Raw genomic sequence first — 25,109 nt, forward strand, 5'->3', positions numbered from 1 at the left:
TTTAAGTTAAAAACAACTTAATTTGCACTTAATTAACCAAAATTTCCTATTTTGATTAAAATTACGCCAAAATTTGGTGTTTTTAGTCATTTTTTGGTCAAATTAACTTAAAAATATGAGTAAAATCTCTGCGGCAATTACAGCTGTAGGCGCTTATGTGCCAGAATACGTATTAACCAATAAGATTTTAGAATCTATGGTCGATACCAACGACGAATGGATAACCTCAAGAACAGGTATCAAGGAGCGTCGTATCTTAAAAGGAGAAGGTAAAGGAACTTCCTATATGGCTATAAAAGCCGCGCAAAACCTTCTTGAAAAATCTAACGTTAATCCTGAAGACATAGAATTGGTAATTGTAGCAACAGCTACTCCAGACATGCAAGCAGCATCAACAGCAGCCTATACAGCAACCGAAATAGGAGCCGTAAACGCTTTTTCTTACGATTTGGAAGCAGCATGTTCAAGCTTTTTATTCGGGATGTCTACAGCAGCCAAGTATATAGAATCAGGACGTTATAAAAATGTATTACTTATTGGAGCAGACAAAAACTCTTCAATGATAAACTATGAAGACAGAGCAACATGCATCATTTTTGGAGATGGAGCAGGAGCCGTTTTATTTCAGCCAAATGAAGAAGGATTAGGATTGCAAGACGAATACTTGAGAAGTAATGGTGCTGGAAGAGAGTTTCTTCAAGTAAAATCAAGTGGTTCTTCTTATCCTGTTACAGCAGAAACTTTAGAAAGAAAAGAAAATTTTGTTTTTCAAGACGGGAAAACAGTATTTAAAAACGCTGTATTTAATATGGCAGATGTAGCAGTTAAAATTCTAGAAAGAAATAACTTAAATAAAGACGATATAGCTTGGTTAGCAGCACATCAAGCAAACAAGCGTATTATAGATGCAACAGCAAATCGTATAGAATTAGATAGTGAAAAAGTAATGATGAATATAGATAAGTATGGAAATACTACTTCTGCCACATTACCATTATTATTAAACGACTACGAATCGCAACTAAAAAAAGGAGATAATATTATTTTTGCTGCCTTTGGAGGCGGCTTTACTTGGGGCTCAATATATTTAAAGTGGGCCTATAATTCTTAAAAACTAACAAAAACACTTAATAACTCTTATATTATGGATTTAAAGGACATTCAAAACTTAATTAAATTTGTAGCAAAATCTGGTGCAAGTGAGGTTAAATTAGAAACAGAAGACGTTAAGATTACAATAAAAACAGGATCTGAAGAAACAACAATTGTACAGCAAATGCCAATGGCACAAATGCCACAAATGCCAATGCAAGCTGCTCCATCAGCGCCAGCGCCAGTAGCAACTGAGGCTCCAGCAGCACCAGCAGCAGACGATAATTCTAAATATATAACTGTAAAATCTCCAATTATTGGAACATTTTATAGAAAACCATCTCCAGATAAACCATTATTTGTTGAGGTAGGACAATCTATTGCAGTAGGAGATGTACTATGTATAATTGAAGCTATGAAATTATTTAATGAAATAGAATCTGAAGTTTCAGGAAAAATAGTTAAAGTTTTAGTGGACGACTCTTCTCCAGTAGAGTTCGATCAACCATTATTTTTGGTAGACCCATCATAATCTGAAGTTTAAAGTTTAAATTTTAAAGCTCTTACATTACTAATTAGAGCAATAAACAAGTAAACCTATAAACTTATAAACTCAAAAGAATTATGTTTAAAAAAATATTAATTGCCAATAGAGGAGAAATAGCACTACGTGTTATTAGAACCTGTAAAGAAATGGGCATTAAAACAGTAGCAGTATACTCTACTGCAGATGCAGATAGTCTTCATGTAAAATTTGCAGATGAAGCTGTTTGTATTGGTCCAGCACCAAGTAGCGAATCATATTTAAAAATGTCTAACATAATAGCAGCTGCAGAAATTACTAATGCAGATGCTATACACCCAGGTTATGGATTTTTATCAGAAAATGCTAAATTTTCTAAAATTTGTACCGAACACGACATCAAATTTATTGGAGCCTCTCCAGAAATGATTGATAGAATGGGAGACAAGGCAAATGCAAAATCAACAATGATTGCTGCAGGAGTACCATGTGTACCAGGGAGTGAAGGAGTAATAGAGAATTTTGAAGATTGTAAAAAAGTAGCTAAAGAAACAGGTTATCCAGTTATGCTAAAAGCTTCTGCCGGTGGTGGTGGAAAAGGTATGCGTGCCGTTTGGAAAGAAGAAGATCTGCAAGAAGCATGGGAATCTGCAAGACAAGAATCTAAAGCAGCTTTTGGAAATGATGATATGTATATGGAAAAGCTTATTGAAGAGCCTCGCCATATCGAAATTCAAATTGTAGGAGATTCTAATGGTAAAGCATGTCATTTATCAGAAAGAGACTGTTCTGTACAACGTCGTCATCAAAAACTTACAGAAGAAGTTCCTTCTCCATTCATGACCAAAGCTTTACGTAAAAAAATGGGTGAAGCAGCCGTAAAAGCAGCAGAATACATTAAATATGAAGGAGCAGGAACAGTAGAATTTTTGGTAGATAAACACCGTAACTTCTATTTTATGGAAATGAATACACGTATTCAAGTAGAACATCCAATTACAGAGCAAGTAATTGATTTCGATTTAATACGTGAACAAATCCTTGTTGCTGCTGGAGTTCCAATTTCTGGAAAACATTATTTACCACAACTACACTCTATAGAATGTAGAATTAATGCTGAAGATCCATATAACGATTTTAGACCTTCACCAGGTAAAATTACAACTTTACATGCACCAGGAGGACACGGCGTTCGTTTAGATACTCACGTATATGCAGGATATTCTATCCCGCCAAATTACGATTCTATGATTGCTAAGTTAATTACAACTGCGCAAACAAGAGAAGAAGCTATAAATAAAATGAAACGTGCCTTAGATGAATTTGTAATAGAAGGCATTAAAACAACAATACCATTCCATAGACAATTAATGGATCATCCAGATTATCTATCAGGGAATTATACTACAAAATTTATGGAAGATTTTGTAATGCAAAAACCAATTGAAGATTAAAAAAAAACAGCGACTTAAATATTTAAGTCGCTGTTTTAGTTTTAAAAATACTTATTGCTAAAAATTATTTTTTTTTATTTAGTAGTTTACACTATTTTTTAATTGACTAAAAAAATTATATCCTTAAAAGAAAGGAAATATCTTAAAATTATAATTATATACTGCTTTTAGTAGCATATTCATAAATTTTAACTTCAAATAGTTGCCCATTCTTCATTATCAGCATATATTTAAGCACATTTATTAAAATAAAAAATAATCATGAAAAAACTTTACTTTAACTGGTTTTTTACTTTAGTACTTTCAGTACTATTAACACTACCAGCATTTTCCCAAAATGGGAAATCTTTTTGGACTAAAACGTCTTACAGCAAAGCATCTAATAACGAATTAGTTTATAGAAAAACAGAACCAAATAAAGCAGAATTTTATCAGTTAGATATTAACGCTTTAAAGCAACAATTACAGAACGCTCCAAATAGAAATAATTTTGCTGGAACGTCTAATGTTATAGTAGATTTTCCAACAGCAGAAGGAACGTTTGAATCTTATAGAGTGAAGGAAGCACCAGTAATGGAAGAAGCACTTCAAAACAAATATCCACAATTAAGAACATATATAGGAGAAAGTGTTAATACTCCAGGAACTGTAATTCGATTTAGTATTACTCCTCAAGGACTACACACAATGTCTATGTCTAACAATAATGGAACTCAATTTATTGATCCATATTCAAAAAACAATAATGACTATATAGTATACTCTAAAAAAGATTTACCTATGCTTAATGAGCCATGGGAATGTGGAGTAATTGAAGGAGAAGAAATTTATGAAAATAGAGCTTCTAATAGTGCAGCACAAATGAATGCTAATGACGGTTTATTAAGAAATTTCAGATTAGCTATAGCTACAACTATTGAATATTCTTCTTTTCACTGGATGGCTGCAGGACTTGCAGCTGGAGATACTGAAGCTTCAAAAAAAGTTGCAGTTATGGCAGCGATTGTTGTTACAATAAATAGAAACAATCAAATTTATGAAAGAGATTTATCTATAACAATGACGCTTGTTGCAAATAATGATACAATTGTATTTATCAATTCAGATAATTTTAACAATGATAATGCAGGAACATTAATAAACCAAAGTCAAACAGTAATCGATGGTGCTATAGGTACTGCAAATTATGATATTGGTCACACCTTTAGTACAGGTGGTGGAGGTTTAGCACAGTTAAATTCTCCTTGTACAGGAAACAAAGCAAGAGGTATCACAGGTTTACCAGCACCAGTTGGCGATGCTTACGATGTAGATTTTGTTGCTCATGAATTAGGACACCAATTTGGAGCACCACATACATTTAATGGAAACACAGGTAATTGTGCTGGAAGTAATAGAGAAGCTACTAACGCTTACGAGCCAGGAAGTGGTACTACAATTATGGCATATGCAGGTATTTGTGCACCACAAAACGTTCAAAGTAATAGTGATGCTTATTTCCACCAAAAAAGTTTACAAATGATTTGGGATAATGTATTTTCTGGAAACAGTCAATGTGCAACTACAACTCCAACAGGAAACAGTGCTCCAACATCAAATGCAGGATCTAATTATACTATTCCAAAATCTACACCATATATGTTAACTGGATCATCAACAGATGCTGACGGAACAGCTACGCATACTTACACATGGGAACAGTACGATTTAGGACCAGCAGGATTACCAGAAGAAACTAACTTTACAGGACCAATGGTAAGATCGTTTGAAGGAACATCAAGTCCTACAAGAGTTATACCTCAATTAGCAAGTGTTGTAGCTAACGGAGGTGTTTCTACAACTTGGGAAAAACTTGCTTCTGTAGCAAGATCTCAAAATTTTAGATTAACAGTTAGAGATAACGATGCTACTGGAGGACAGACTGCTGTAGATGAAATGACAGTTAATGTAAATGCAGTTGCTGGACCATTTATAGTTACTTCGCAAGATACAGATCAAATAGTATGGACGCCAGGAAGTACAGAAACTATTACTTGGGATGTTGCAGGAACTACAGGAAATGGTATAAACGAATCAAGCGTAGATATTTTATTATCTACATCTCAAACTCAAGATGCAGAAGATTTTGATGTAGTTTTAGCTACTAATGTACCAAATACAGGATCTTATAATATTACTGTACCTAGTAATATTAGTGCACCATATTGTAGAATTATGGTTAAGGCTTCTAACAATATATTCTTTAATGTTAATGATGAATATTTTGCAGTAGGTAATTATACTTACGGACCAGGAGATGTTTGCCAAGATTACTTTTTTGCAGCAAATACGCTTTTAGAAGAAAACGATGCAACCTTTGGAGGATTTATTTTAACAGTAAACGACTCTAAAACTATTTCAGATTTAAATATAAGCGTAGATGTTACTACTACAAATAATGCTGAATTAGCAATGGCTATAAGAGGCCCTTTTGGAGATCAAACAAATTTACATTTCTTACAATCTGGTACTAATAATGGATGTGCTGGATTACCAGATGCATTAATAACTTACGATGACGAAGGTATTCCAAATGCATGTACAAGTACAAATACTAACCTTTCTCTTCAACCTCTAGAACCTTTAAGTTTTGCAGACGGAGAAAATTCTTTAGGTGACTGGATTTTTAATATTGGAGATATTATAGTAGATGGAAATAGAGCTACTTGGAATAGTTTAACTTTAACCATTTGCGAAACAGGTAATATTCCAATTTTAGGAACAACAGATTTTGATTTAGAAAATTCATTCTCAGTTTTTCCAAACCCAAACAACGGAGAGTTTAATATTAAATTTAACTCAGTATCTAATGATATAGCTATTTCTATATTTGATGTTAGAGGTCGTTCGGTTTATAATAAATCTTACACAACTTCAGGAGCATTTAATGAAGCTATTAACTTAGGAGATGTTCAATCTGGAATGTATTTATTAAATGTAAAAGACGGAGATAGAACAATAACTAAAAAGATTATTGTAGAATAATTTTCTACTTTTAAATAAATTAAAAACTCCGAAAGCAATTTCGGAGTTTTTTTATTTTATAATAGTTTAAATATTTAAGCTATTTTCGTTTTATGGAGATGTCTTTTTGGGAAATAAAAACATGGCTAAGCAATGTAGATTATACAATAGTAGGAAGTGGTATTGTGGGCTTAAACTGTGCTTTGCAATTAAAAGAGAGGTTTCCAAAAGCCAATATTTTAATTCTTGAAAAAGGTGTTTTACCACAAGGAGCAAGTACAAAAAATGCAGGATTTGCATGTTTTGGTAGTTTAAGCGAAATACTAGCCGATTTAAAGCAACATTCTAACGAAGAGGTTTTAGATATAGTAAAACAGAGACAAGATGGCTTAAAACAACTAAGAGAAACTTTAGGAGACAAGGTAATAGATTATAAACCATTGGGCGGCTACGAATTGTTTTCAAAAAAAAATAATGTATTATTTGAAGACTGCTTATCTAAAAAAGAAAGCATTAATAAATTTTTAAAACCATTATTTAAAGCAGATGTTTTTAGCATAAAACCAAATAACTTTCAATTTAAAAACATTAAACCAAAGATTGTTTTTAACCAATTTGAAGGCCAAATAGATACCGGTAAAATGATGTTATCATTAACACAATTGGTATTAAGTAAAGGAGTTAAAATACTAAACAATACGGTTGTTGAATCTTTTATAGATATAGGAGAATCGGTTAAAGTTAAAACTAATCAGTTTGAATTTACTACATCTAAACTTTTAATTGCAACTAACGGTTTTGCTTCACAGTTAATTAAAGAAAAAGTAAAGCCAGCAAGAGCACAAGTATTAATTACAAAACCAATTAAAAATTTACAAATAAAAGGTACTTTTCATTTAGAAGAAGGCTATTACTATTTTAGAAACATAAATAATAGAATACTCTTAGGTGGTGGTAGGCATCTAGATTTTAAAACCGAAGAAACTACTACAATGGCTTTAACTAATATTATTCAAAATAAGTTAGAAGAGTTGCTTAAATCTACTATTTTACCAAATACAGCTTTTGAAATAGAACATCGCTGGAGTGGTATTATGGGTGTAGGAAGCCAAAAAAAGCCAATTATAAAGCAATTGAGTAATAATGTGTTTTGTGGAGTTAGATTAGGAGGAATGGGAGTTGCTATTGGAAGTAATATTGGTAAACAATTAGCAGATTTTTTAAAATAATTTATGAAGAAACTGTTTAGATTTTTAGTTAAATTATTTTTTTGGAGTGTTTTACTTTCAATAGGATTAGTTGTGGTTTTTAAATTTGCACCTGTTCCTGTAACACCATTAATGGTAATTCGCTATTTTGAAAACCCATCAGAAAAAAAACTATGGAAACATAATTGGATTCCCATTGAAGAAATGTCTAAGAACATACAATTAGCAGTTATTTGTAGTGAAGATCAAAAATTTGTTTCACATAATGGATTTGATATTGAAGCTATTGAAAAAGCTTACGAGCATAATAAGAAAGGAAAACGTATAAAAGGAGGAAGTACCATAAGCCAACAAACGGCAAAAAATGTGTTTTTGTGGCCAAAAAGAAGTTGGTTTAGAAAAGGTTTAGAAACTTATTTTACATTTTTAATTGAAAAAATTTGGACTAAAGAGCGTATTCTAGAAGTCTATTTAAATAGTATAGAAATGGGAGATAATGTTTATGGAATTGAAGCAGCGTCACAATTTTGGTTTAATAAACCTGCAATTAAATTAACAAGTTATGAAGCAGCTGCAATAGCTTCTATATTACCCAACCCTAGAAAATATAAAGCAAACCCAGCTTCTTCTTTTATTCAACAAAGAAAACAATGGATTGTAAAGCAAATGCAATTTTATGGTACTTTAAACTTAAAAACTAAATAATGACAGTAAAAGAAAAGTTATATAACTTGTGTTTAAATGCCATAGATAATCGTTTGTTAACAGTTAAAGCTACAATGAATGAAATACAAGAATCTCTACTTTCCGAAACAAAAAGCAGTGCAGGAGATAAGCATGAAACAGGCAGAGCAATGTTACAATTAGAGAGAGAAAAAGCCGGAAATCAACTTGCAGAAATTATAAAAATTAAAACAAATTTATCTAAAATTGATATTACTAATCAGTCTAAAATAATAAAACCGGGAAGTGTAGTTTATACTAATAAAGCAAATTACTTTATTAGTATTAGTGCTGGTGAATTAGAGGTTGATAATATTAAATTTTATGCAATCTCACCTAATACACCAATAGGTCTTTTATTAGTTTCTAAAACAGTTGGCGATACAGTAGTTTTTAGAGATACTAAATTTGTTATTAGTGAGGTTTTTTAATTTTCTGTAAATAAATAATAGCACCTTTTTCTAGGTTTTTACTGTTTTTTAAAAACACATTTTCTCCATTTAAATTTGCTTCAATTAAATAATAATGTCCTTTAAAATAATTGTTTTTTACAATTGCTTTTAAGTTGGAACTATCTACTATTTTTAATTGATGAGCATAAAAAATATCATTATTTATAATATTAAATTCTCCAAAAAAAGAAGCAACTAAAGCAGTCTTTGGGTCTTTATATAATTGTTTAGGAGTGTTGTAAGCTTCAATTTTGTTATTGTTTAAAACAAGCATGTTATCTGCAAAACCTAAAACATCTTCTTTGTCATGGGTGGCAACAATACAGGTAATATTTTTATCCTTTAAATATTTAAAAATACTGCGCCTTAGCGATTGTTTTTTAAAATTATCTATATGGCTAAAAGGCTCATCTAATAATAAAATTTCTGGAGCTTTTGCTAAGGCTCGTGCTAATGCAACACGTTGTTTTTGTCCACCACTTAATAGCTTTACCTTAGTTGTTGCTACAGCAGTAAGCTCTACAACTTGTAGAAGTTCTGCAATGCGTTCTTTTTTTTCTTCTTTGTAAAAGTTTGAAAGATGTTGTCCTATATTTTCTGCAACCGAAATAAAAGGTTCTAACTCAAATTCTTGAGCAACATATTTCATAAAATCATAACCAATTACTAAATTATGTTTTGGACCAAGAATTTGTTCTTTTTTCCAGAATACAGTTCCGTTATTTAAGTCGTATTCACCACGAAGTACTTTTAAAAGTGTGCTTTTTCCAGAACCACTTTCGCCAATTATAGCAAGGTATTCTCCTGGTTTTACATTAAAAGAAAGTGCTTTTAATATTGGAGATTTATTATAATTAAATGATAGGTTATTTACTTTTAACATATTGTATAAATATAATTAGACCTTAAAGTCTATAAAGATTTTAAGGTCTAAAATATATTATAAATTTCTAGTCTTTAAATTCATCTTTCGTTTTACTAGGCAATACGTTATAACCCATGTTATAAAGTGTAAATCCAAAAACATCTGCAGCTTGTTCTATAGTTTTACTTACAGGAGTTCCTGCACCATGACCTGCATCTGTTTCTATTCTAATTAATGTTGGATTATCTCCAGATTGTTTTGCTTGTAATTCTGCCGCAAATTTAAAACTGTGTGCTGGTACAACTCTATCATCATGATCGCCTGTGGTTATTAAAGTTGCAGGATATTGTATTCCTTCTTTTACATTATGTACAGGAGAATAGTTTTTTAAATATTCGAACATTTCTTTGTTATCCTCAGCTGTTCCATAATCGTATGCCCAGCCAGCGCCAGCTGTAAATGTATGATAACGTAACATATCTAAAACGCCAACAGCAGGTAAAGCAACTTTCATTAAATCTGGTCTTTGTGTCATAGTAGCACCAACTAGTAATCCTCCGTTAGATCCTCCTTTTATTGCTAAATATTCTGATGTGGTATAATTTTTTGTTATTAAATATTCTGCTGCAGCAATAAAATCATCAAAAACATTTTGTTTTTTTAATTGTGTTCCTGCATCGTGCCATTCTTTTCCGTATTCTCCACCACCTCTTAAATTTGCAACAGCATAAATACCACCTTGCTCCATCCAAACAGCATTTACAATACTAAAACTTGGCGTTAAACTAATATTAAAACCTCCATAACCATAAAGAATTGTTGGGTTTTTTCCGTTAAGCTCAATACCTTTTTTATGTGTAATTATCATTGGAATTTTTGTACCATCTTTTGAAGAATAAAAAACTTGTGTGCTTTCATAATCATCATAATTAAAATCTATACTCGATTTTTTATATAGTTCTGAAGTTCCATTTTCAATATTATATTTATAAATATTATTAGGTGTTACATAGTTTGTAAATGAGTAGTATAATTCCTTGTCTTCTTTTTTAGCTCCAAAACCTCCAGCAGTTCCAATACTTGGTAGTTTTACTTCTCTAACTAATTTTCCAGAGTAATCGTATTGAAAAATTTGAGAAACGGCATCTACCATATAATTAGTAAAAATATAACCACCTGCTGTAGAAGGACTCAAAACATTTTTAGTTTCTGGTATAAAATCAACCCAATTTTCTGGAGTAGGATTTGATGCATCTACTGTAACAATTTTTTGATTTGGTGCATTTAAATTTGTTACTAGATAAAGTTTAGAGCCTACATTTTCCAATAAATAAGTATCACTATCTGTATTTCCAATAACTTCTATTAAAGGAGCGTTGGTTTTAGTTAAATCTTTTATGTAAAGTTTGTTTCCAGAAGTAGATGTACGAGGTGATATTAATAGGTAGTTATTATCTTCTGTTACACTTGCATAAATATATCTGTGTTTTTCTTCTGGAGTTGCACCATAAATAACTTTATCATCTTTTTGAGAAGTACCTAGTTTATGGTAATACACTTTATGTTGATCTGTTTTTGCAGAAAGTTCACTTCCTTTTGGTTTGTCGTAACTAGAATAATAGAAACCTTCATTCTTGTACCAAGACATACCACTAAATTTTACATCTACTATGGTGTCTTCAATAATTTCTTTTGTTTCTGTATTCATTATTAATATTTTCCTCCAGTCGCTTCCACCTTCAGAAATTGCGTAGGCTAGTATTTTTCCATCTTTAGAAAAACTTGTGCCACCCAATGAGGTTGTACCATCATCACTAAAACTATTTGGATCTAAAAATACAGTTGCAGTTTTTGGGTCTTCTCCTGTTTTATATCTATAAATTACATATTGATTTTGAAGTCCTGTATTTTTAGAAAAATAAGTGTAATCTCCTTCTTTAAAAGGCGCTCCAATTTTCTCGTAGTTCCATAATTTTGTTAATCTATCCTTTAATTCATTTCTAAATGGAATGTTGTCTAAATAGCCGTATGTAGTTTTATTTTGTGCTTTTACCCAAGCCATAGTTTCCTCACTTCTATCATCTTCTAGCCATCTGTATGGGTCTTTAACTTCTGTTCCAAAGTATGTGTCTACAGTATCTGTTTTATGTGTTTCTGGATAGTTAAGTGTAATTTCTTTTTTACTTTTTTGCTCTTCTTTACAAGACATAATAATTGAAAGTGTTATTAAGCAAATTGCTAATTTTTTCATGGCTACTAAATTTTATAGAGTATAAAAATAAACAAAAAAAGCGCTTCCTTATAATTGAAAGCGCTTTTAAAGACTAAAATGATTTACTATTAATTTTAAATTAAAAGTAATTTAGGTTTTTAATAAGTGTGTTTAAATCTGTTTTTAACAATATTATAATTACACTAAATTATTTTTTACTAAATATTCTGCTATTTGTACAGTATTTGTTGCGGCACCTTTTCTAAGATTATCACTTACTACCCAAAGATTTAAAGTATTAGGTTGTGAACCATCTCTACGAATTCTACCTACAAAAACATCATCTTTACCATTAGCGTATAGTGGCATTGGATAGGTGTTTGTGTCTAAATTATCTTGTAATGTTACTCCATCTGTTTCAGTTAATAATTGCTTTACATCTGCAATATTAAAATCGTTTTCAAATTCTACATTTACAGCTTCGCTATGTCCTCCTGAAGTAGGAATTCTAACAGCTGTTGCAGTTACGGCAATAGTTTTATCGTTAAGAATTTTTTGCGTTTCACGCACTAATTTCATTTCTTCTTTAGTATATCCGTTTTCTTCAAAAACATCGCAATGTGGAATTGCATTTTTATGAATAGGATAATGGTAAGCCATATCACCATCTATACCAGCCATTTCATTTTCTAACTGTTGTACTGCTTTTACACCAGTTCCAGAAATAGATTGATATGTAGATACTACAATTCTCTTTATTTTATATTTTTTATGAAGTGGTGCTAAAGCCATTACCATTTGTATGGTAGAACAATTAGGGTTAGCAATAATTTTATCGCTTTTTGAAAGCTCGCTTGCATTAATTTCTGGAACTATTAATTTTTTAGAATGATCCATTCTCCATGCCGAAGAATTATCAATTACGGTTGTACCAACTTCTGCAAATTTTGGAGCCCATTCTAAAGATGTGTTTCCGCCTGCCGAAAATAAAGCTACGTCAGGTTTCATTGCAACTGCATCTGCCAAACTTACAATTGTAAACTTTTTGTTTTTAAAATTTATTTTTTTTCCTACAGAACGTTCTGAAGCAACAGGAATAAATTCTGTAATTTTAAAATTTCGTTCTTCTAGTACTGTGCGCATAACTTCACCAACCATGCCTGTAACACCAATAACTGCTAATTTCATAACTTAATATTTTATTCTAAATTAAAATAGAATTACAAAGCTATTGTATTTGTAATAGTTAGTGTAAAAAAAATAATTATTTTTTTCGTAAAAATACAGCATAAAAAAAATCGGTTTTGCAATACAAAACCGATTTTTATAAAATATTTTAAAAAAATTAAATTACTTTTTTAAAGCATCTCTAATTTCTTTTAATATGTCTAACTCAGATGGTCCTGCTGGAGCAGCTGGAGCCGGAGGAGTTTTTGTTTTATTATAAGCTTTAACAATCATAAATAATACAAATCCAACAATAATTAAGTTTATTATTGAGTTTATCCATTTACCATACATTATAGCATTTTCTGGTTTTGTAACAACTCCATCCGCACCTATTGTAGCTGGAGATAATACATATTTTAAATCGGCAAAATCTACACCGCCAGTAAAATTACCAACAATTGGCATCATAATGTCCGATACGAAGCCGTTTACTACCATTCCTACAGCTCCAGCAAGAATAACTGCTACAGCTAAATCTATGACATTTCCTGTCATAATAAAATCCTTAAATTCTTTAAGCATAATTTTAATTTTTAATATTAGTTGAATTATTAATTATAAAATTAAATTTAGCTTAATTTTTTAAAAAATCATAAGGACGTAATGTAAAAGCTTATATAGTTATCGATAAAACGTGCGTTTAACACGTTGAGATACGGATGTTAGCAATTCGTAAGAAATAGAATTTATACTTTCTGCTAAATCTTCTGCCGAATGTTGTGGACCAAAAACAATAACTTCGTCACTTTCTTGACATGCAATGTTTGTAACATCTACCATAATCATGTCCATACAAACATTTCCTATAATTGGTGCTTTTTGGTTATTTATGTAAACAAATCCTTTTCCATTACCAAAGAGACGATTTATACCATCTGCATGACCAATAGGTAAAGTAGCGGTTTTTGTGGTTTCTTTTGCAATAAATGCGCGGTTGTAACCCAAACTATCTCCTTTTTTTATAGTGTGTATTTGCGAAATACTTGTTTTTAAAGTTGCAATAGGTTTAAGTTTTTTATTAATTTCTTTATCATTTCCAAAACCATATAGCCCAATACCACTTCTTACCATATTAAAATGCGCTTGAGGATAATTTAATATTCCAGAAGTATTACATTGATGTAAAATAGGTTGATAGCCTAAAAGATCTATTATTTTTTTTGAAATATTTTTGAAGCTTTCAATTTGATTTAAGGTAAACTTCTCTTCATTTTTATCCTCACTTGCTGCTAAATGAGAGAAAATAGATTTTACTTTAATAGCTTGTGTTTCTTGTAGTTTATTAGCAATAGTGGTAATCTCATTTTCAGCAAAACCTAATCTATTTAAACCTGTATTAAATTTTAAATGAATAGGATAATTGTTTTGTTTTAGTTCTTTAGATGTTGTTATAAAATTATTTAAAACTCTTTGAGAATAAATATTAGGCTCTAAGCGGTATTCTACAATATCTTTAAAATTTATAGGAAGTGGATGTAATACTAAAATTGGTGTATTTACACCTGCGTTTCTAAGAGCTATGCCTTCATCTGTATAAGCAACAGCAAAATAATCTACATTTAAAGTTTCTAAATATTTTGCTATTTCAATAGCATCGCTGCCATAAGCAAATGCTTTAACTACAGCTAAAAACTTTGTGTTGCTTTTAAGTTTAGATTTAATAAAAGTAACATTGTGTTTTAAAGCGTTTAAGTCTATTTCCAGAACGGTTTCTTGACCTTTAGGCATCTTTATCTTTAGATTTTAACTCTTGAGCATCATTAACATTTAAAGCTTTTATTTTTTCTCTTGTTACTGCTTTGTAATATGCTGCACGACTTAAAGGTTCATACTCTTCGGTTTCACCTAATAATACAAGATCCTCACTTTTATTTTTACGGTAGCTAAATTGAGCTAAATTTCCTGTTCTTGTGCAAACAGCATGTACTTTAGTAACATATTCTGCAGTTGCCATTAAATTTGGCATAGGACCAAATGGATTACCTTTAAAATCCATATCTAAGCCAGCAACAATTACTCGAATACCTTTATTTGCTAAATCGTTGCAAATGCGTACAATCTCGTCATCAAAAAATTGAGCTTCATCTATCCCAACTACATCACAACCGTCTGCTAAAATAGGAATATTAGCTGCAGCAGGTACTGGTGTAGAGCGTATTTCGTTTGCATCGTGAGAGACCACCATTTCGTCGTCATAACGAACATCTATTGCAGGTTTAAAAATCTCAACTTTTTGTTTTGCAAATTGAGCACGTTTTAGTCTGCGAATTAGTTCTTCGGTTTTTCCAGAGAACATAGATCCGCAAATAACTTCAATCCAACCAAATTGTTCTTTTTGATTTACTGTATTTTCAAGAAACATTTCGTAATTTTATCAAACAAACGAGATAAATTTCTCGTTGCTATAAAGGTGGCTCAAATTTATTAAAAATCTAAGGCCTAAATTGTATAAATTTCAATAATTATAAAAAATTTAATTTTATGAAGAAGAAATTAGAATCCGAATTAATGAGTATTGCTCATAAGATTCTTAAACTAAAAGGAAAAGAGGATGTAAATAAAATGCATACAGAAGTGGCTGCTTTATACGAAAAACTTACAGTTTTAAAATTTGCACAAGAGAATTTTGAGGAAGATTTGCCAACTATTGGCAACGACTCTTCGTTCTTTGGTATGTTAGATACCGCATTTAACAATACGGTAAGCGATAATATTGAGGTTGGAAATAAAACTTATGTTAATGTAGATGAGCGCGATGACGAAGAAATAATGGAGCCTTTAATGGAGAAAATTAAAGACATGGTTGCACAAATGCCACAAGAAACGCAACAGGTTGATGATGTTTTTGAAGCTATTAAACCTAAATACCATAAAAATGATTTTGAAGAAATAACAGCAGATTTCGATAAAATACCTGTATTCGATAAAGTTAGTGATGTTAAACCTCCAGAAAAGAAATCTTTAAACGATAAATTAAAATCACGTGGTTTAAGTATAGGTTTAAATGATAAATTAGCTTTTATTAAACATTTGTTTGATGGGAAAAATGTGGAATACGATCGTGTTATTTCGCAATTAAACACAATGACTAGTTTTAATGAAGCTAAAAATTTTATTGAAACTACTGTAAAACCAGATTATGAGTCTTGGGAATCTAAAGAGGAATATACGGAGCGTTTTATGGAGATTATTGAGGCTAGATTTAATTAAATTTTAGAATGAAAATTCAAAAAATAATTTACTGGGTTTCTACACTCTTTGTTTGTGGTGTTTTTTTATTTTCTGCAACTATGTACTTTACCAAATACAATATGGTAGAAGGTTTTTTTAAAGCACTTAACCATCCTACGTATTTAATCTATCCTTTAGCCAGCTTAAAAATTATTGGTGTAATAGTAATTTTATTACGTAAAAATAATTGGTTAATAGAATGGGCGTATGCAGGATTCTTTTTTAATGCTATTTTAGCAAGTGCCGCACATTTTAATGCAAACCATGATATTGGTTTATCTTATTTTGTTATTCCTTTTATTTTAGTCTCTTATTTTTTAGGTAAAAAAGTAAGAGGTAATGTAATTAATAATTAAGGTATAACCAGCCAACAAAAGGTCTATTTATTGTGTCTATAGTAATACTATAATAGTAAGTTCCTACTGGTAGTAAATTGCCTGAATTTGGAGAACCAGTATTAGCAATACCATTCCAATTATTTTTATAGTTATTGGTTTCGAATACTAACTTACCGTAGCGATTAAAAATTTTCACATTATTTTCAGGATAATCTTCAATACAATTTATAGTAAACATTTCGTTATCTCCATCATTATTTGGCGATATACCTTGAGAAATTTTTAAACAATCATTTACAGTTACTTCTGCAGAATCTTCATTGTTTGTCTCATCTCTATCAATTTCTGTTACACCGGATAAAGAAGCTATATTCAGCAAGTTGTTAGATGAAATTACCTGTGCTGTTATATTTAATGTTTCAGATTGATTAGCTATTAAGTTAGGTAAACTCCAAAGAAAAGTATTACTGTTATATGTACCATATGAAGTATTAAAACTTGAAATATTATAACCGCTTGGAATACTTTCTAATATTGAAACATCTGTAGCATTAGTTGTACCTACATTTGTTGCAGTAATTGTAAATGTTACAGTCTCTCCAATACTTACAAGTTGTGGAGATACAGATTTTAAAACTTCAATATCTACATCGGTTTCTAAAATAATTACTTCGGCTGTGTCTTCATTATTTGTAAGGTCTCTATCTGTTTGTGTAACACTGTTTAAACTAGCAACATTTAATAAGTTATTATCTGCTACAATCTGGGCAACAATAGTTAAAGTTTCAGTTTGGTTAGGTAATAAATTATTTAAACTCCATAAATATGTTGTGTTATCATAACTTCCTGTACTAACAGAAGCCGATATAAACTGATAACCACTAGGTAAATTTTCTAATATTGAAATGTTTGTGGCTTCAGAAGTTCCAAGGTTCGAAGCATTAATGGTAAAGGTTACATTTTCTCCTACAAAAGCTTGTGTTGGCAATACAGTTTTTAATACTTCAATATCCACATTTGTATTATCTGCAATAACATCTAAACTTGCGCTGGCTAAAGAAGAGTCAATATTGTTTTGATCTGTAAAATTATCGTTATTATTTAAATAATTACCAATAATAGTCGAGGTTACCGGTACCGCAAATGTACAAGTTGCTACACCACTAGGAAATATTAAATCGTTTACCATTATACTTGTATCACCACTATTTCCAGAAAAAGTAGCAGTACAACCATTGCTTTGTGTCCAAGTTATTGGACCGGAAATAGTCAATCCGTTAGGGAGATTATCGGTAAAATCTATATCATTTTGTGCGGGATTTCCAGCTAAATTATTAACCGTAAATTCTAATATACTTTCTTGCCCAACAATAATTTGGTTAGGTGTAAAAGATTTTACAACGCTAGGAGCAATAACCTGTACATTACTAATAGAAATATTAGTTTCAATAGTTAATTCTTGATTATCACTTGGGTTTGGTATTGCTTGTGCATTATTAGAAAAAGCACCACCATAACTTGGAGCGGTAACAGGAATTATAATTTGTATTGTTGATGCGGCATCCATATTAGGTATTACTCCTGTTATAGTATTTCCTGTCATTGTAAATGTGGTACAACTTGCATTACCATTAGTAACAGCGCAAGTAGGTGTACCATTAATTGTAAATTCACTTCCTATAATATCTTGAAAATCTATGTTAATAGCATTAGAACTTGTATTACTGTTTGTAATGTCTATAATCCAATTAAAATTTTGGTTTACAACAACTTGAGTAAACTGTGGATACGTTTGTACTATTAAATCTACACATGGTGCAAAATAAGTTACCACACTTTGTTGGTTATTAGTTAGGTTAGAATCTTGTATGCCATCAACACTATTAATTCTAGCTCCATTTGTTACAGGTATTGCATTATTAGAACATTCTGGTTGCCAGTCTACAACTACTTCAAAAGTAATTGAGCTTTGGGCAGGTAAAGTATAATTGTCTTCAGGAGCAATACTCCAAAACACATCTTCTAATCCGCCTTGAGGAAGGCCATCCATTTCAATACCAATATTTGCGTTATTAATTGTAGGACATGTTGCTGTGCCAGTTGTAGAGATGCAATTTACAGATACTAAAGAAGCTGTTGCAAGTGTATTAGCTCCAACAGGCATATAGTCTATAATTTCTACTATTGCATCTGTATCTGTATTTGGATTAGTAGCAGTAATCTCGTAGGTAACCGGTTGCCAGCCCACAGTATTAGTATTATCACTTCCTAATGGTAAAATTGGGTTTGTTTGTGTTTTTGTAATTTGTAAGTCTACTATATCTTCAGGATCACAAATTGATAGAGGTGGCAAAATTACAAAATCGCTTTCAGCATTATTTGCAGTATTACTTTCTAGAACATTGGTATCTAAAAGGTTAGCACCACTTCTTACATGTCCTTCCGAAGCTATTGGAGTACCTGTAGAACAATTGTCTGGTTCCAAGAATTTTACAACTGTAGTAAAAGTTATAGTTGTATTTGCGGGTACAATAAAATTACTTGTTGTCCAAAAAATATCTTGATCTGTAATAGTAAAATCGTTACAAGTTATGGGTCCAGTAGTAGCATCGCAGGTTACAGACACTATGTCCCACTCTATATTTACAGATAAATTTTGAAGAAAAAACCGACCAAAGCCATCTAGCGGACCATTATTACAAGCAATGGTTTCAAAAGTAATTTCTTCATCCCAATTTACCATTTGTGTTGGTAAAGGTGTTATTTGTGTAGTTTCAATACATAAATCTGTTGTTGCACAAACAGAGGTCTCAATAAGTTGTGTAAAAACAGTGTTAGAGTTGTTAGACGATTGGTTAGCATGAGGAATTTCAATATGTATATAACCATCTATTGCCAAAGGCGCAATATCTATACTGCAGGCAGGTTCTAAATATTTATATACTACCTCAAAACTTAAAGAACTATTAGCATTAAACAAAATAGGATCATCATAAAGAAAAAGTGAAGTGTATTGAGGGCTAGCGGTAGAAACAAGAGTAGTTAATTGTGGTAAACTAGAAACATCAGGACATATGGTGCCATTGGTTCCATTTAAGCAAGACATAGATTCAAACTGCACGTTTGGAACTCCAAAATTTATAGCATTAGCTAGTTGTAATCTGCCAGAAAAACTATCTAAAGGAAACGCAATACTACTGTTATTAGTTATAGTAAATTGATAGGTAACCGTATCATCCCAATTAGAAATACCTGTGCCTTCAGGTGGTGAAACTTGAGAATAGACAACAGAAAAATCAATAGGCAAATCATTAACATCTATAGATATTATAGATTGGTTATTAGAGTTGTTGTTATCTGTAGTGCCACTTGGTGGAAAAACAGTAACATTAGTTGCAATCCCACCTGGAGAAATAGGAGCACGAACGTTTACTAACACCTCTACACTAGAGTTACTTGGCATATTTGCAATAGTTCCTGTAAGTGTATTACCAGCAAAAACCAAATTCGAAACATCACTTGCACCTCCATTTTGGTTTTGTCCCATAGCTGTAAAATAACTAACATTTGTACTTAGCGTTTGAGAAAATGTAGCATTGCTTACTGCGTTTCCAGAATTTAAAATAGTTATTAAATATTGAAAATCTTGAAAGATATTAACTTGCGAAACAGAAGTATTAGATAAATTCTGGGCTTCTACCACAATAGATAAATCTGTAGTTTGTGCTTTTACACTAAAAAAAGAAAAATAAAATAATAGTAAGCAAATAGCGATTTTTTGCATTGGTTGGTTTTATTAATAGATGACAATTTAATAAAAGGTTGCGTAAAAAACATATAAAAGATTGTAAATTTGAAATTACAAGCAAGTAATAATGAGTAAACTATATATTGTACCTACACCTATTGGAAACCTTGAAGATATTACCTTTAGAGCGGTATCCGTTTTAAAATCTTCAGATTCAATTTTAGCCGAAGACACTAGAAGTTCTGGTAAATTATTAAAACATTTTGAGATTAAAACACCAATGCAAAGTCACCACATGCATAACGAGCATAAAATGGTAGAGCGTTTGGTAGAGCGTATTAAAAACGGAGAAACTATTGCGCTTATTAGCGACGCAGGAACACCAGCCATTAGCGATCCTGGTTTTTTGCTAACACGAGCTTGTGTAGAAAATGGAATTGAAGTAGACTGTTTGCCTGGCGCTACAGCCTTTGTACCTGCATTAGTAAATTCTGGTTTGCCAAACGATAAGTTTGTTTTCGAAGGTTTTTTACCTGTAAAAAAAGGAAGGCAAACACGTTTAAAATTACTAGCCGAAGAATCCCGAACCATTATTTTTTACGAAAGTCCTCACAAACTAATAAAAACTCTTGGACATTTTTGTGAATATTTTGGAGAAGATAGGCCAGTATCGGTATCGAGAGAGCTTACTAAACTATACGAAGAAACCATTAGAGGTACAGCTAAAGACGTTTTAGCACATTATACAAACAAGCCACCAAAAGGAGAAATTGTAATTGTGGTTGGTGGAAAAAAGTAATAACATCAAAACTTTAAGCTATAATTAATATAAAATAAAAATTGCTTTTATAACTTCAGTTTTTAAACTGAAAATTATGAAAACAAAACATTACAACGTCTTCGTTATTGGTTCCGGAATTGCTGGACAAACTGTTGCAAAAGCATGTGTAAAACAAAAATTAACCGTTGCTATTGCCGATAATCGAGAGTTTGGTGGTACTTGCGCCAATAGAGGTTGTGACCCTAAAAAAACACTTATCCAGTTTTCTGCTTTTTTAGAACAATCACATAGGTTAGAAAAAATAGGAGTTTCAAAACTACCAAAAATAAGTTGGAAAAAAGTACAACAATTTAAAACGCAATTTGTTGAAGATATTCCAGTAAAAACCGAAGAAAATCTAAAAGAATTAAAAATTGATTTATACCATCAATCACCAGAGTTTATTAATGAAAATCAAGTTTTAGTAGAAGGGAAAACTATTTCGGCAGATTATTTTGTTATTGCTACAGGTAATACACCTAGAATATTGCCTATAAAGGGAAATCAATATCTTGAAACTAGCGATACTATTTTAAATATGGAAAAAATTCCAAAAAGCGCAAGTTTTATTGGTTCTGGTTATGTAGGTATGGAGTTTGCAACTATGTTGGCTATATTAGGTTGTAAGGTTACTGTTTTTGAGCAAGGCGATAAAGCACTTTCAAATTTCGACCAATTTTTGGTAGAAAAATTAATTGTTAAAATGAAAGACTTAGGAGTCAATTTTATCTTTAATTCCGAAGTTTCTTCAATTGAAAAATTAAACAAAAACCTGAGAATAAAGTACAAAGAAAATGGAAAGAAAAAGCGTCATAAAAGTCGAAAAGTTTTTAATACAGCAGGACGAGTGCCTTCTGTAAAAGATTTAAAATTAGACAATGCAAATATAAAATTAGACGAAACAGGAATTGTAGTAAACGATTTTCTTCAAAGTACAACCAATAAAAAAGTCTATGCTTGTGGCGATGTATCTAGTTTATCTTTACCGCTAACACCACTTTCTGGTTTACAAGGCTATATAGTTGGAGAAAATATAATAAATAATAATAAAAAGGAATTTCAATTTCCTGTGGTTCCATCAACTGTATTTACTCAACCTAATTTATCTAGTATTGGTTTGCAGGAAGATGAAGCAAAAAAACGCTATAAAAACATTTTAGTTTTTAAAGGAGAAGCAACAGATTGGTTTAATGCGAAAAAATCCAATCAAAATACATACGCTTATAAAATAATAGTAAATAAACGTACCGAAGAGATTGTGGGTGCACATATCTTAAGTGAACTTGCTAATGAAAATATTAACTTGTTTTCTATGGCAATTTCTAATAAAATGACTGTTTCAGAATTTAAAAGACTCATTTTCACTTATCCATCTTATAGTAATGATTTAAAGGCTATGTTGGCTGACGAAGATTAAATGTTAGAAATAAATTTTTTTATAAAATTATGGTTTTTACCGTAATCAAAAACCAGTCAAACATTGCATTTTCGACAAAACGCACAAACCTCCTTTAAAAAATTAAATAATATTATTTTTTCTTTTTTAGATTCGCCATATTGGAATTTTATTTAAAGTAATAATCTTATTGTTACGAGTTATATTGTGCTTTAGCAAGCTTGCTGCTTCCTGTTTTAAATGATAATTTAAAATAAAGAGATAAAAGGATTAACTTTTTTAAACTAATATGAATTTTATAAAAAAATATAAATACAACTATTTATTAATTACTGCAGTAATAGGGTATTGCGCTTATCTTTTAATTTATTTTGGATGGTTTTCCTTAAATGAAATTAGTGAAGCTCCAAATAGATTTAATCCTAATTTAGGTTTTTTGCCACTTGTTTTTTCGGCACTTATATTTGCTCCTGTTATCGAAGAGCTTGCCTTTAGAGGATTCTATACTAAAAACAGAATATTGCAAATAATATCTATTATTGGTATACCTCTTCTTTTACTATTAATAAAAAATTACTTCGTATTAATAATTGCAATCCCTTATTTAATATTGCTTATTATTAATTTGTATAAAAAAAATTATAGTAATAAGCACATTCTTTTTGTTTACAGCGCAGTTGTTTTTGCTTTAGCACATTATAAGCTAGAGCATTTTAATAATATTATTACTGTTATTCCAATAATTGGACAATTTGCTGTAGGTTTATTGCTATTGTGGGTTGTGCTAAATTTCAATATAAAAAAATCGATTCTTTTACACTTTGTATTTAATCTTTTACTTATGTTACCAGCATTTATTAGTTTGCAATTTCCAAATAAAGAAGTTAAAACCTTAGAGTATAATAATTATCAATTAACTTGGGAAAAAACACCTGTTTTAAGTGGAATGAGAATTTTTAGCAAACCGAATCCTTATGCAGTTTCTGTAACAAATTTCACACCTTTAGATGTTTATTTAAGTTATGATAGGGATAATAAACCAAAACTAAGAAACTCAGAATTATTTAATAAATATAAATTGTCTATTAAAAAAACAAATGAAGATACTATTAAATTAGATAGTATAATAGTAAAAGATATTCTTATAAAAGCAGAATTATTAATTGACAATTAATATTTGTAAGAACATTAAATTTTCAAGCCATTTCTATACGAAATGGCTTTTTTATTTCATAAATTTAAGCCACAATAAAAACAAAACAATGATTAACAAAAAAGTAAACTCGGTTAACGATGCTACAAAAGGTATAAGTGATAACATGACGTTTATGCTTGGTGGTTTTGGCTTATCTGGAATTCCAGAAAATGCCATAAAAGCATTAGTTGATAGTGGAATAAAAGGTTTAACCTGTATTTCTAATAATGCAGGAGTAGATGATTTTGGATTAGGCTTATTATTACAAAAAAAGCAAATAAAAAAAATGGTGTCTTCTTACGTTGGTGAGAATGATGAGTTCGAACGCCAAATGCTTTCTGGAGAGTTAGATGTAGAATTAATTCCACAAGGTACTTTAGCCGAAAGATGTCGAGCAGCACAAGCTGGTTTTCCAGCTATTTATACACCTGCAGGTTATGGAACAGAAGTTGCCGAAGGAAAAGAAACTAGAGAGTTTGATGGTAAAATGTATGTTTTAGAACACGCATTTAAAGCCGATTTTGCTTTTGTAAAAGCTTGGAAAGGTGATGCAGCCGGAAACTTAATATTTAAAGGTACAGCTAGAAACTTTAATCCAGTAATGTGCGGAGCCGCAAAAATTACAGTAGCCGAAGTAGAAGAGTTAGTACCAGTTGGAGAATTAGATCCTAACCAAATACATATTCCAGGAATTTTTGTACAACGTATTTTTAAAGGTAAAAATTACGAGAAACGTATAGAACAAAGAACGGTAAGACAAAAAGAGTAAATGTAGTTTCAATTTATTCGTATTTAAGCATGTAAAACATATTATATGCTTAAAGTAATTAATAAAATTTTCCGCGTAAGCGAAGACAAAAAATAAAATATTATGCTTGACAAAACAGGAATAGCAAAACGTATAGCAAAAGAAGTGCAGGATGGTTACTACGTAAATTTAGGAATTGGTATTCCTACTTTAGTAGCAAATTATGTGCGAGAGGATATAGAAGTAGAATTTCAAAGTGAAAATGGTGTACTTGGTATGGGACCATTTCCTTTTGAAGGCGAAGAAGATGCCGATATTATTAATGCAGGAAAACAAACCATTACCACATTACCAGGCGCTAGTTTTTTTGATAGCGCTATGAGTTTCTCTATGATTCGTGGTCAACATGTAGATCTAACTATTTTAGGAGCTATGGAAGTTGCAGAAAATGGAGACATAGCAAACTGGAAAATACCAGGAAAAATGGTAAAAGGTATGGGTGGAGCTATGGATTTAGTTGCAAGTGCAGAAAATATTATAGTGGCAATGATGCATACTAATAGAGCTGGAGCATCAAAATTGCTAAAAAAATGCTCTTTGCCATTAACAGGTGTTGGTTGTGTTAAAAAAATAGTAACTAATCTTGCGGTTATAGAAGTAACAGATAAGGGTTTTAAATTATTAGAACGCGCACCAGGAGTTTCTGTAGATGAGATTAAAAAAGCTACAGAAGGTAACTTAATTGTTGAGGGCGAAATACCAGAAATGAATCTTTAATGTAGTAAAAACGCATTAAATGTTAAAATTTTATGCGTTTCGTCGAATAATTATGCTTTTTGGCTGATAAATATGAAAATCTAATATATATTAG

21 protein-coding genes are annotated in these 25,109 nt (G+C 30.9%); 14 read left to right on the plus strand and 7 right to left on the minus strand.

Translation table 11 applies throughout. The features are described from left to right. Window positions 1-115: 115 nt before the first annotated feature. The 7 genes from BWR22_RS01150 (at window position 116) to BWR22_RS01180 (ending at window position 8,434) form a co-directional block, all read left to right on the plus strand. On the plus strand, window positions 116-1,111 hold the full coding sequence (locus tag BWR22_RS01150) for a beta-ketoacyl-ACP synthase III (RefSeq protein ID WP_076731612.1): 996 nt from the start codon (window positions 116-118) through the stop codon (window positions 1,109-1,111). A gap of 33 nt (window positions 1,112-1,144) precedes the next feature. Then, on the plus strand, window positions 1,145-1,624 hold the full coding sequence (gene accB / locus BWR22_RS01155; RefSeq protein ID WP_076731613.1) for an acetyl-CoA carboxylase biotin carboxyl carrier protein: 480 nt from the start codon (window positions 1,145-1,147) through the stop codon (window positions 1,622-1,624). A 92-nt stretch (window positions 1,625-1,716) separates the two neighbouring features. Continuing rightward, complete coding sequence (gene accC, locus BWR22_RS01160) at window positions 1,717-3,069, plus strand: acetyl-CoA carboxylase biotin carboxylase subunit (RefSeq protein ID WP_076731614.1); 1,353 nt, start codon at window positions 1,717-1,719, stop codon at window positions 3,067-3,069. Between the two features lie 261 nt (window positions 3,070-3,330). Beyond that, entirely contained in the window at window positions 3,331-6,093 is a 2,763-nt protein-coding gene (locus BWR22_RS14450) for a zinc-dependent metalloprotease (RefSeq protein ID WP_076731615.1), read from the plus strand. Between the two features lie 92 nt (window positions 6,094-6,185). Continuing rightward, on the plus strand, window positions 6,186-7,301 hold the full coding sequence (locus BWR22_RS01170) for an NAD(P)/FAD-dependent oxidoreductase (RefSeq protein WP_076731616.1): 1,116 nt from the start codon (window positions 6,186-6,188) through the stop codon (window positions 7,299-7,301). Window positions 7,302-7,304: 3 nt separating this feature from the next. Next, on the plus strand, window positions 7,305-7,985 hold the full coding sequence (mtgA, locus tag BWR22_RS01175) for a monofunctional biosynthetic peptidoglycan transglycosylase (protein WP_076731617.1): 681 nt from the start codon (window positions 7,305-7,307) through the stop codon (window positions 7,983-7,985). Continuing rightward, window positions 7,985-8,434, plus strand: a complete 450-nt coding sequence (locus tag BWR22_RS01180) for a 3-oxoacyl-ACP synthase (protein WP_076731618.1) — start codon at window positions 7,985-7,987, stop codon at window positions 8,432-8,434. Before mtgA ends, BWR22_RS01180 begins: the two co-directional genes overlap by 1 nt. Here the strand turns inward: BWR22_RS01180 and BWR22_RS01185 are convergent. From BWR22_RS01185 to BWR22_RS01210, 6 genes are all read right to left on the minus strand, one after another. Further along, window positions 8,418-9,338: an ABC transporter ATP-binding protein gene (locus BWR22_RS01185; protein WP_076731619.1), complete on the minus strand. Its 921-nt coding sequence runs from the start codon at window positions 9,336-9,338 to the stop codon at window positions 8,418-8,420. The genes BWR22_RS01180 and BWR22_RS01185 overlap by 17 nt on opposite strands. A gap of 67 nt (window positions 9,339-9,405) precedes the next feature. Continuing rightward, window positions 9,406-11,571, minus strand: coding sequence for a prolyl oligopeptidase family serine peptidase (locus tag BWR22_RS01190; protein WP_076731620.1), 2,166 nt, complete (start codon window positions 11,569-11,571; stop codon window positions 9,406-9,408). 159 nt (window positions 11,572-11,730) lie between these two features. Further along, window positions 11,731-12,720 carry an aspartate-semialdehyde dehydrogenase gene (locus tag BWR22_RS01195; RefSeq protein ID WP_076731621.1) on the minus strand — a complete coding sequence of 330 codons (990 nt, stop codon included), beginning with the start codon at window positions 12,718-12,720 and terminating at the stop codon, window positions 11,731-11,733. A 162-nt stretch (window positions 12,721-12,882) separates the two neighbouring features. Further along, the gene (gene mscL / locus BWR22_RS01200) at window positions 12,883-13,284 is read right to left on the minus strand and encodes a large conductance mechanosensitive channel protein MscL (protein WP_076731622.1); all 402 of its coding nucleotides are present in this window, start codon (window positions 13,282-13,284) and stop codon (window positions 12,883-12,885) included. 99 nt (window positions 13,285-13,383) lie between these two features. Next, window positions 13,384-14,490, minus strand: coding sequence for an alanine racemase (gene alr / locus BWR22_RS01205; protein WP_076731623.1), 1,107 nt, complete (start codon window positions 14,488-14,490; stop codon window positions 13,384-13,386). Then, window positions 14,483-15,124, minus strand: coding sequence for a thymidine kinase (locus BWR22_RS01210; RefSeq protein WP_076731624.1), 642 nt, complete (start codon window positions 15,122-15,124; stop codon window positions 14,483-14,485). The genes alr and BWR22_RS01210 overlap by 8 nt, the downstream gene beginning before the upstream one ends. A 119-nt stretch (window positions 15,125-15,243) precedes the next feature. On the opposite strand from BWR22_RS01210, the gene BWR22_RS01215 reads away from it, so the two are divergent. Together BWR22_RS01215 and BWR22_RS01220 are read left to right on the plus strand one after the other, a co-directional pair. Next, a complete protein-coding gene (locus BWR22_RS01215; protein WP_076731625.1) occupies window positions 15,244-15,972 on the plus strand; it encodes a hypothetical protein in 729 nt (242 codons plus the stop codon). A gap of 8 nt (window positions 15,973-15,980) precedes the next feature. Next, a complete protein-coding gene (locus BWR22_RS01220; RefSeq protein WP_076731626.1) occupies window positions 15,981-16,349 on the plus strand; it encodes a DoxX family protein in 369 nt (122 codons plus the stop codon). Here the strand turns inward: BWR22_RS01220 and BWR22_RS01225 are convergent. Next, on the minus strand, window positions 16,339-20,115 hold the full coding sequence (locus BWR22_RS01225; RefSeq protein ID WP_076731627.1) for a DUF7933 domain-containing protein: 3,777 nt from the start codon (window positions 20,113-20,115) through the stop codon (window positions 16,339-16,341). The genes BWR22_RS01220 and BWR22_RS01225 overlap by 11 nt on opposite strands. Window positions 20,116-20,206: 91 nt before the next feature. Between BWR22_RS01225 and rsmI the strand changes: the two genes are divergently transcribed. The 5 genes from rsmI (at window position 20,207) to BWR22_RS01250 (ending at window position 25,015) form a co-directional block, all read left to right on the plus strand. Continuing rightward, window positions 20,207-20,878, plus strand: a complete 672-nt coding sequence (rsmI, locus tag BWR22_RS01230) for a 16S rRNA (cytidine(1402)-2'-O)-methyltransferase (RefSeq protein WP_076731628.1) — start codon at window positions 20,207-20,209, stop codon at window positions 20,876-20,878. A gap of 76 nt (window positions 20,879-20,954) precedes the next feature. Further along, window positions 20,955-22,316, plus strand: coding sequence for a dihydrolipoyl dehydrogenase family protein (locus BWR22_RS01235; protein ID WP_076731629.1), 1,362 nt, complete (start codon window positions 20,955-20,957; stop codon window positions 22,314-22,316). A gap of 268 nt (window positions 22,317-22,584) precedes the next feature. Then, window positions 22,585-23,469, plus strand: coding sequence for a CPBP family glutamic-type intramembrane protease (locus BWR22_RS01240; RefSeq protein ID WP_076731630.1), 885 nt, complete (start codon window positions 22,585-22,587; stop codon window positions 23,467-23,469). Window positions 23,470-23,557: 88 nt separating this feature from the next. Then, window positions 23,558-24,259 (plus strand): CoA transferase subunit A, encoded by a 702-nt coding sequence (locus BWR22_RS01245; RefSeq protein ID WP_076731631.1) that lies wholly within the window; start codon window positions 23,558-23,560, stop codon window positions 24,257-24,259. A 102-nt stretch (window positions 24,260-24,361) separates the two neighbouring features. Then, window positions 24,362-25,015 (plus strand): CoA transferase subunit B, encoded by a 654-nt coding sequence (locus tag BWR22_RS01250; RefSeq protein WP_076731632.1) that lies wholly within the window; start codon window positions 24,362-24,364, stop codon window positions 25,013-25,015. The last annotated feature ends 94 nt before the right edge of the window (window positions 25,016-25,109 follow it).

The organism is Lacinutrix venerupis (assembly GCF_001971745.1).
Taxonomy (GTDB): domain Bacteria; phylum Bacteroidota; class Bacteroidia; order Flavobacteriales; family Flavobacteriaceae; genus Lacinutrix; species Lacinutrix venerupis.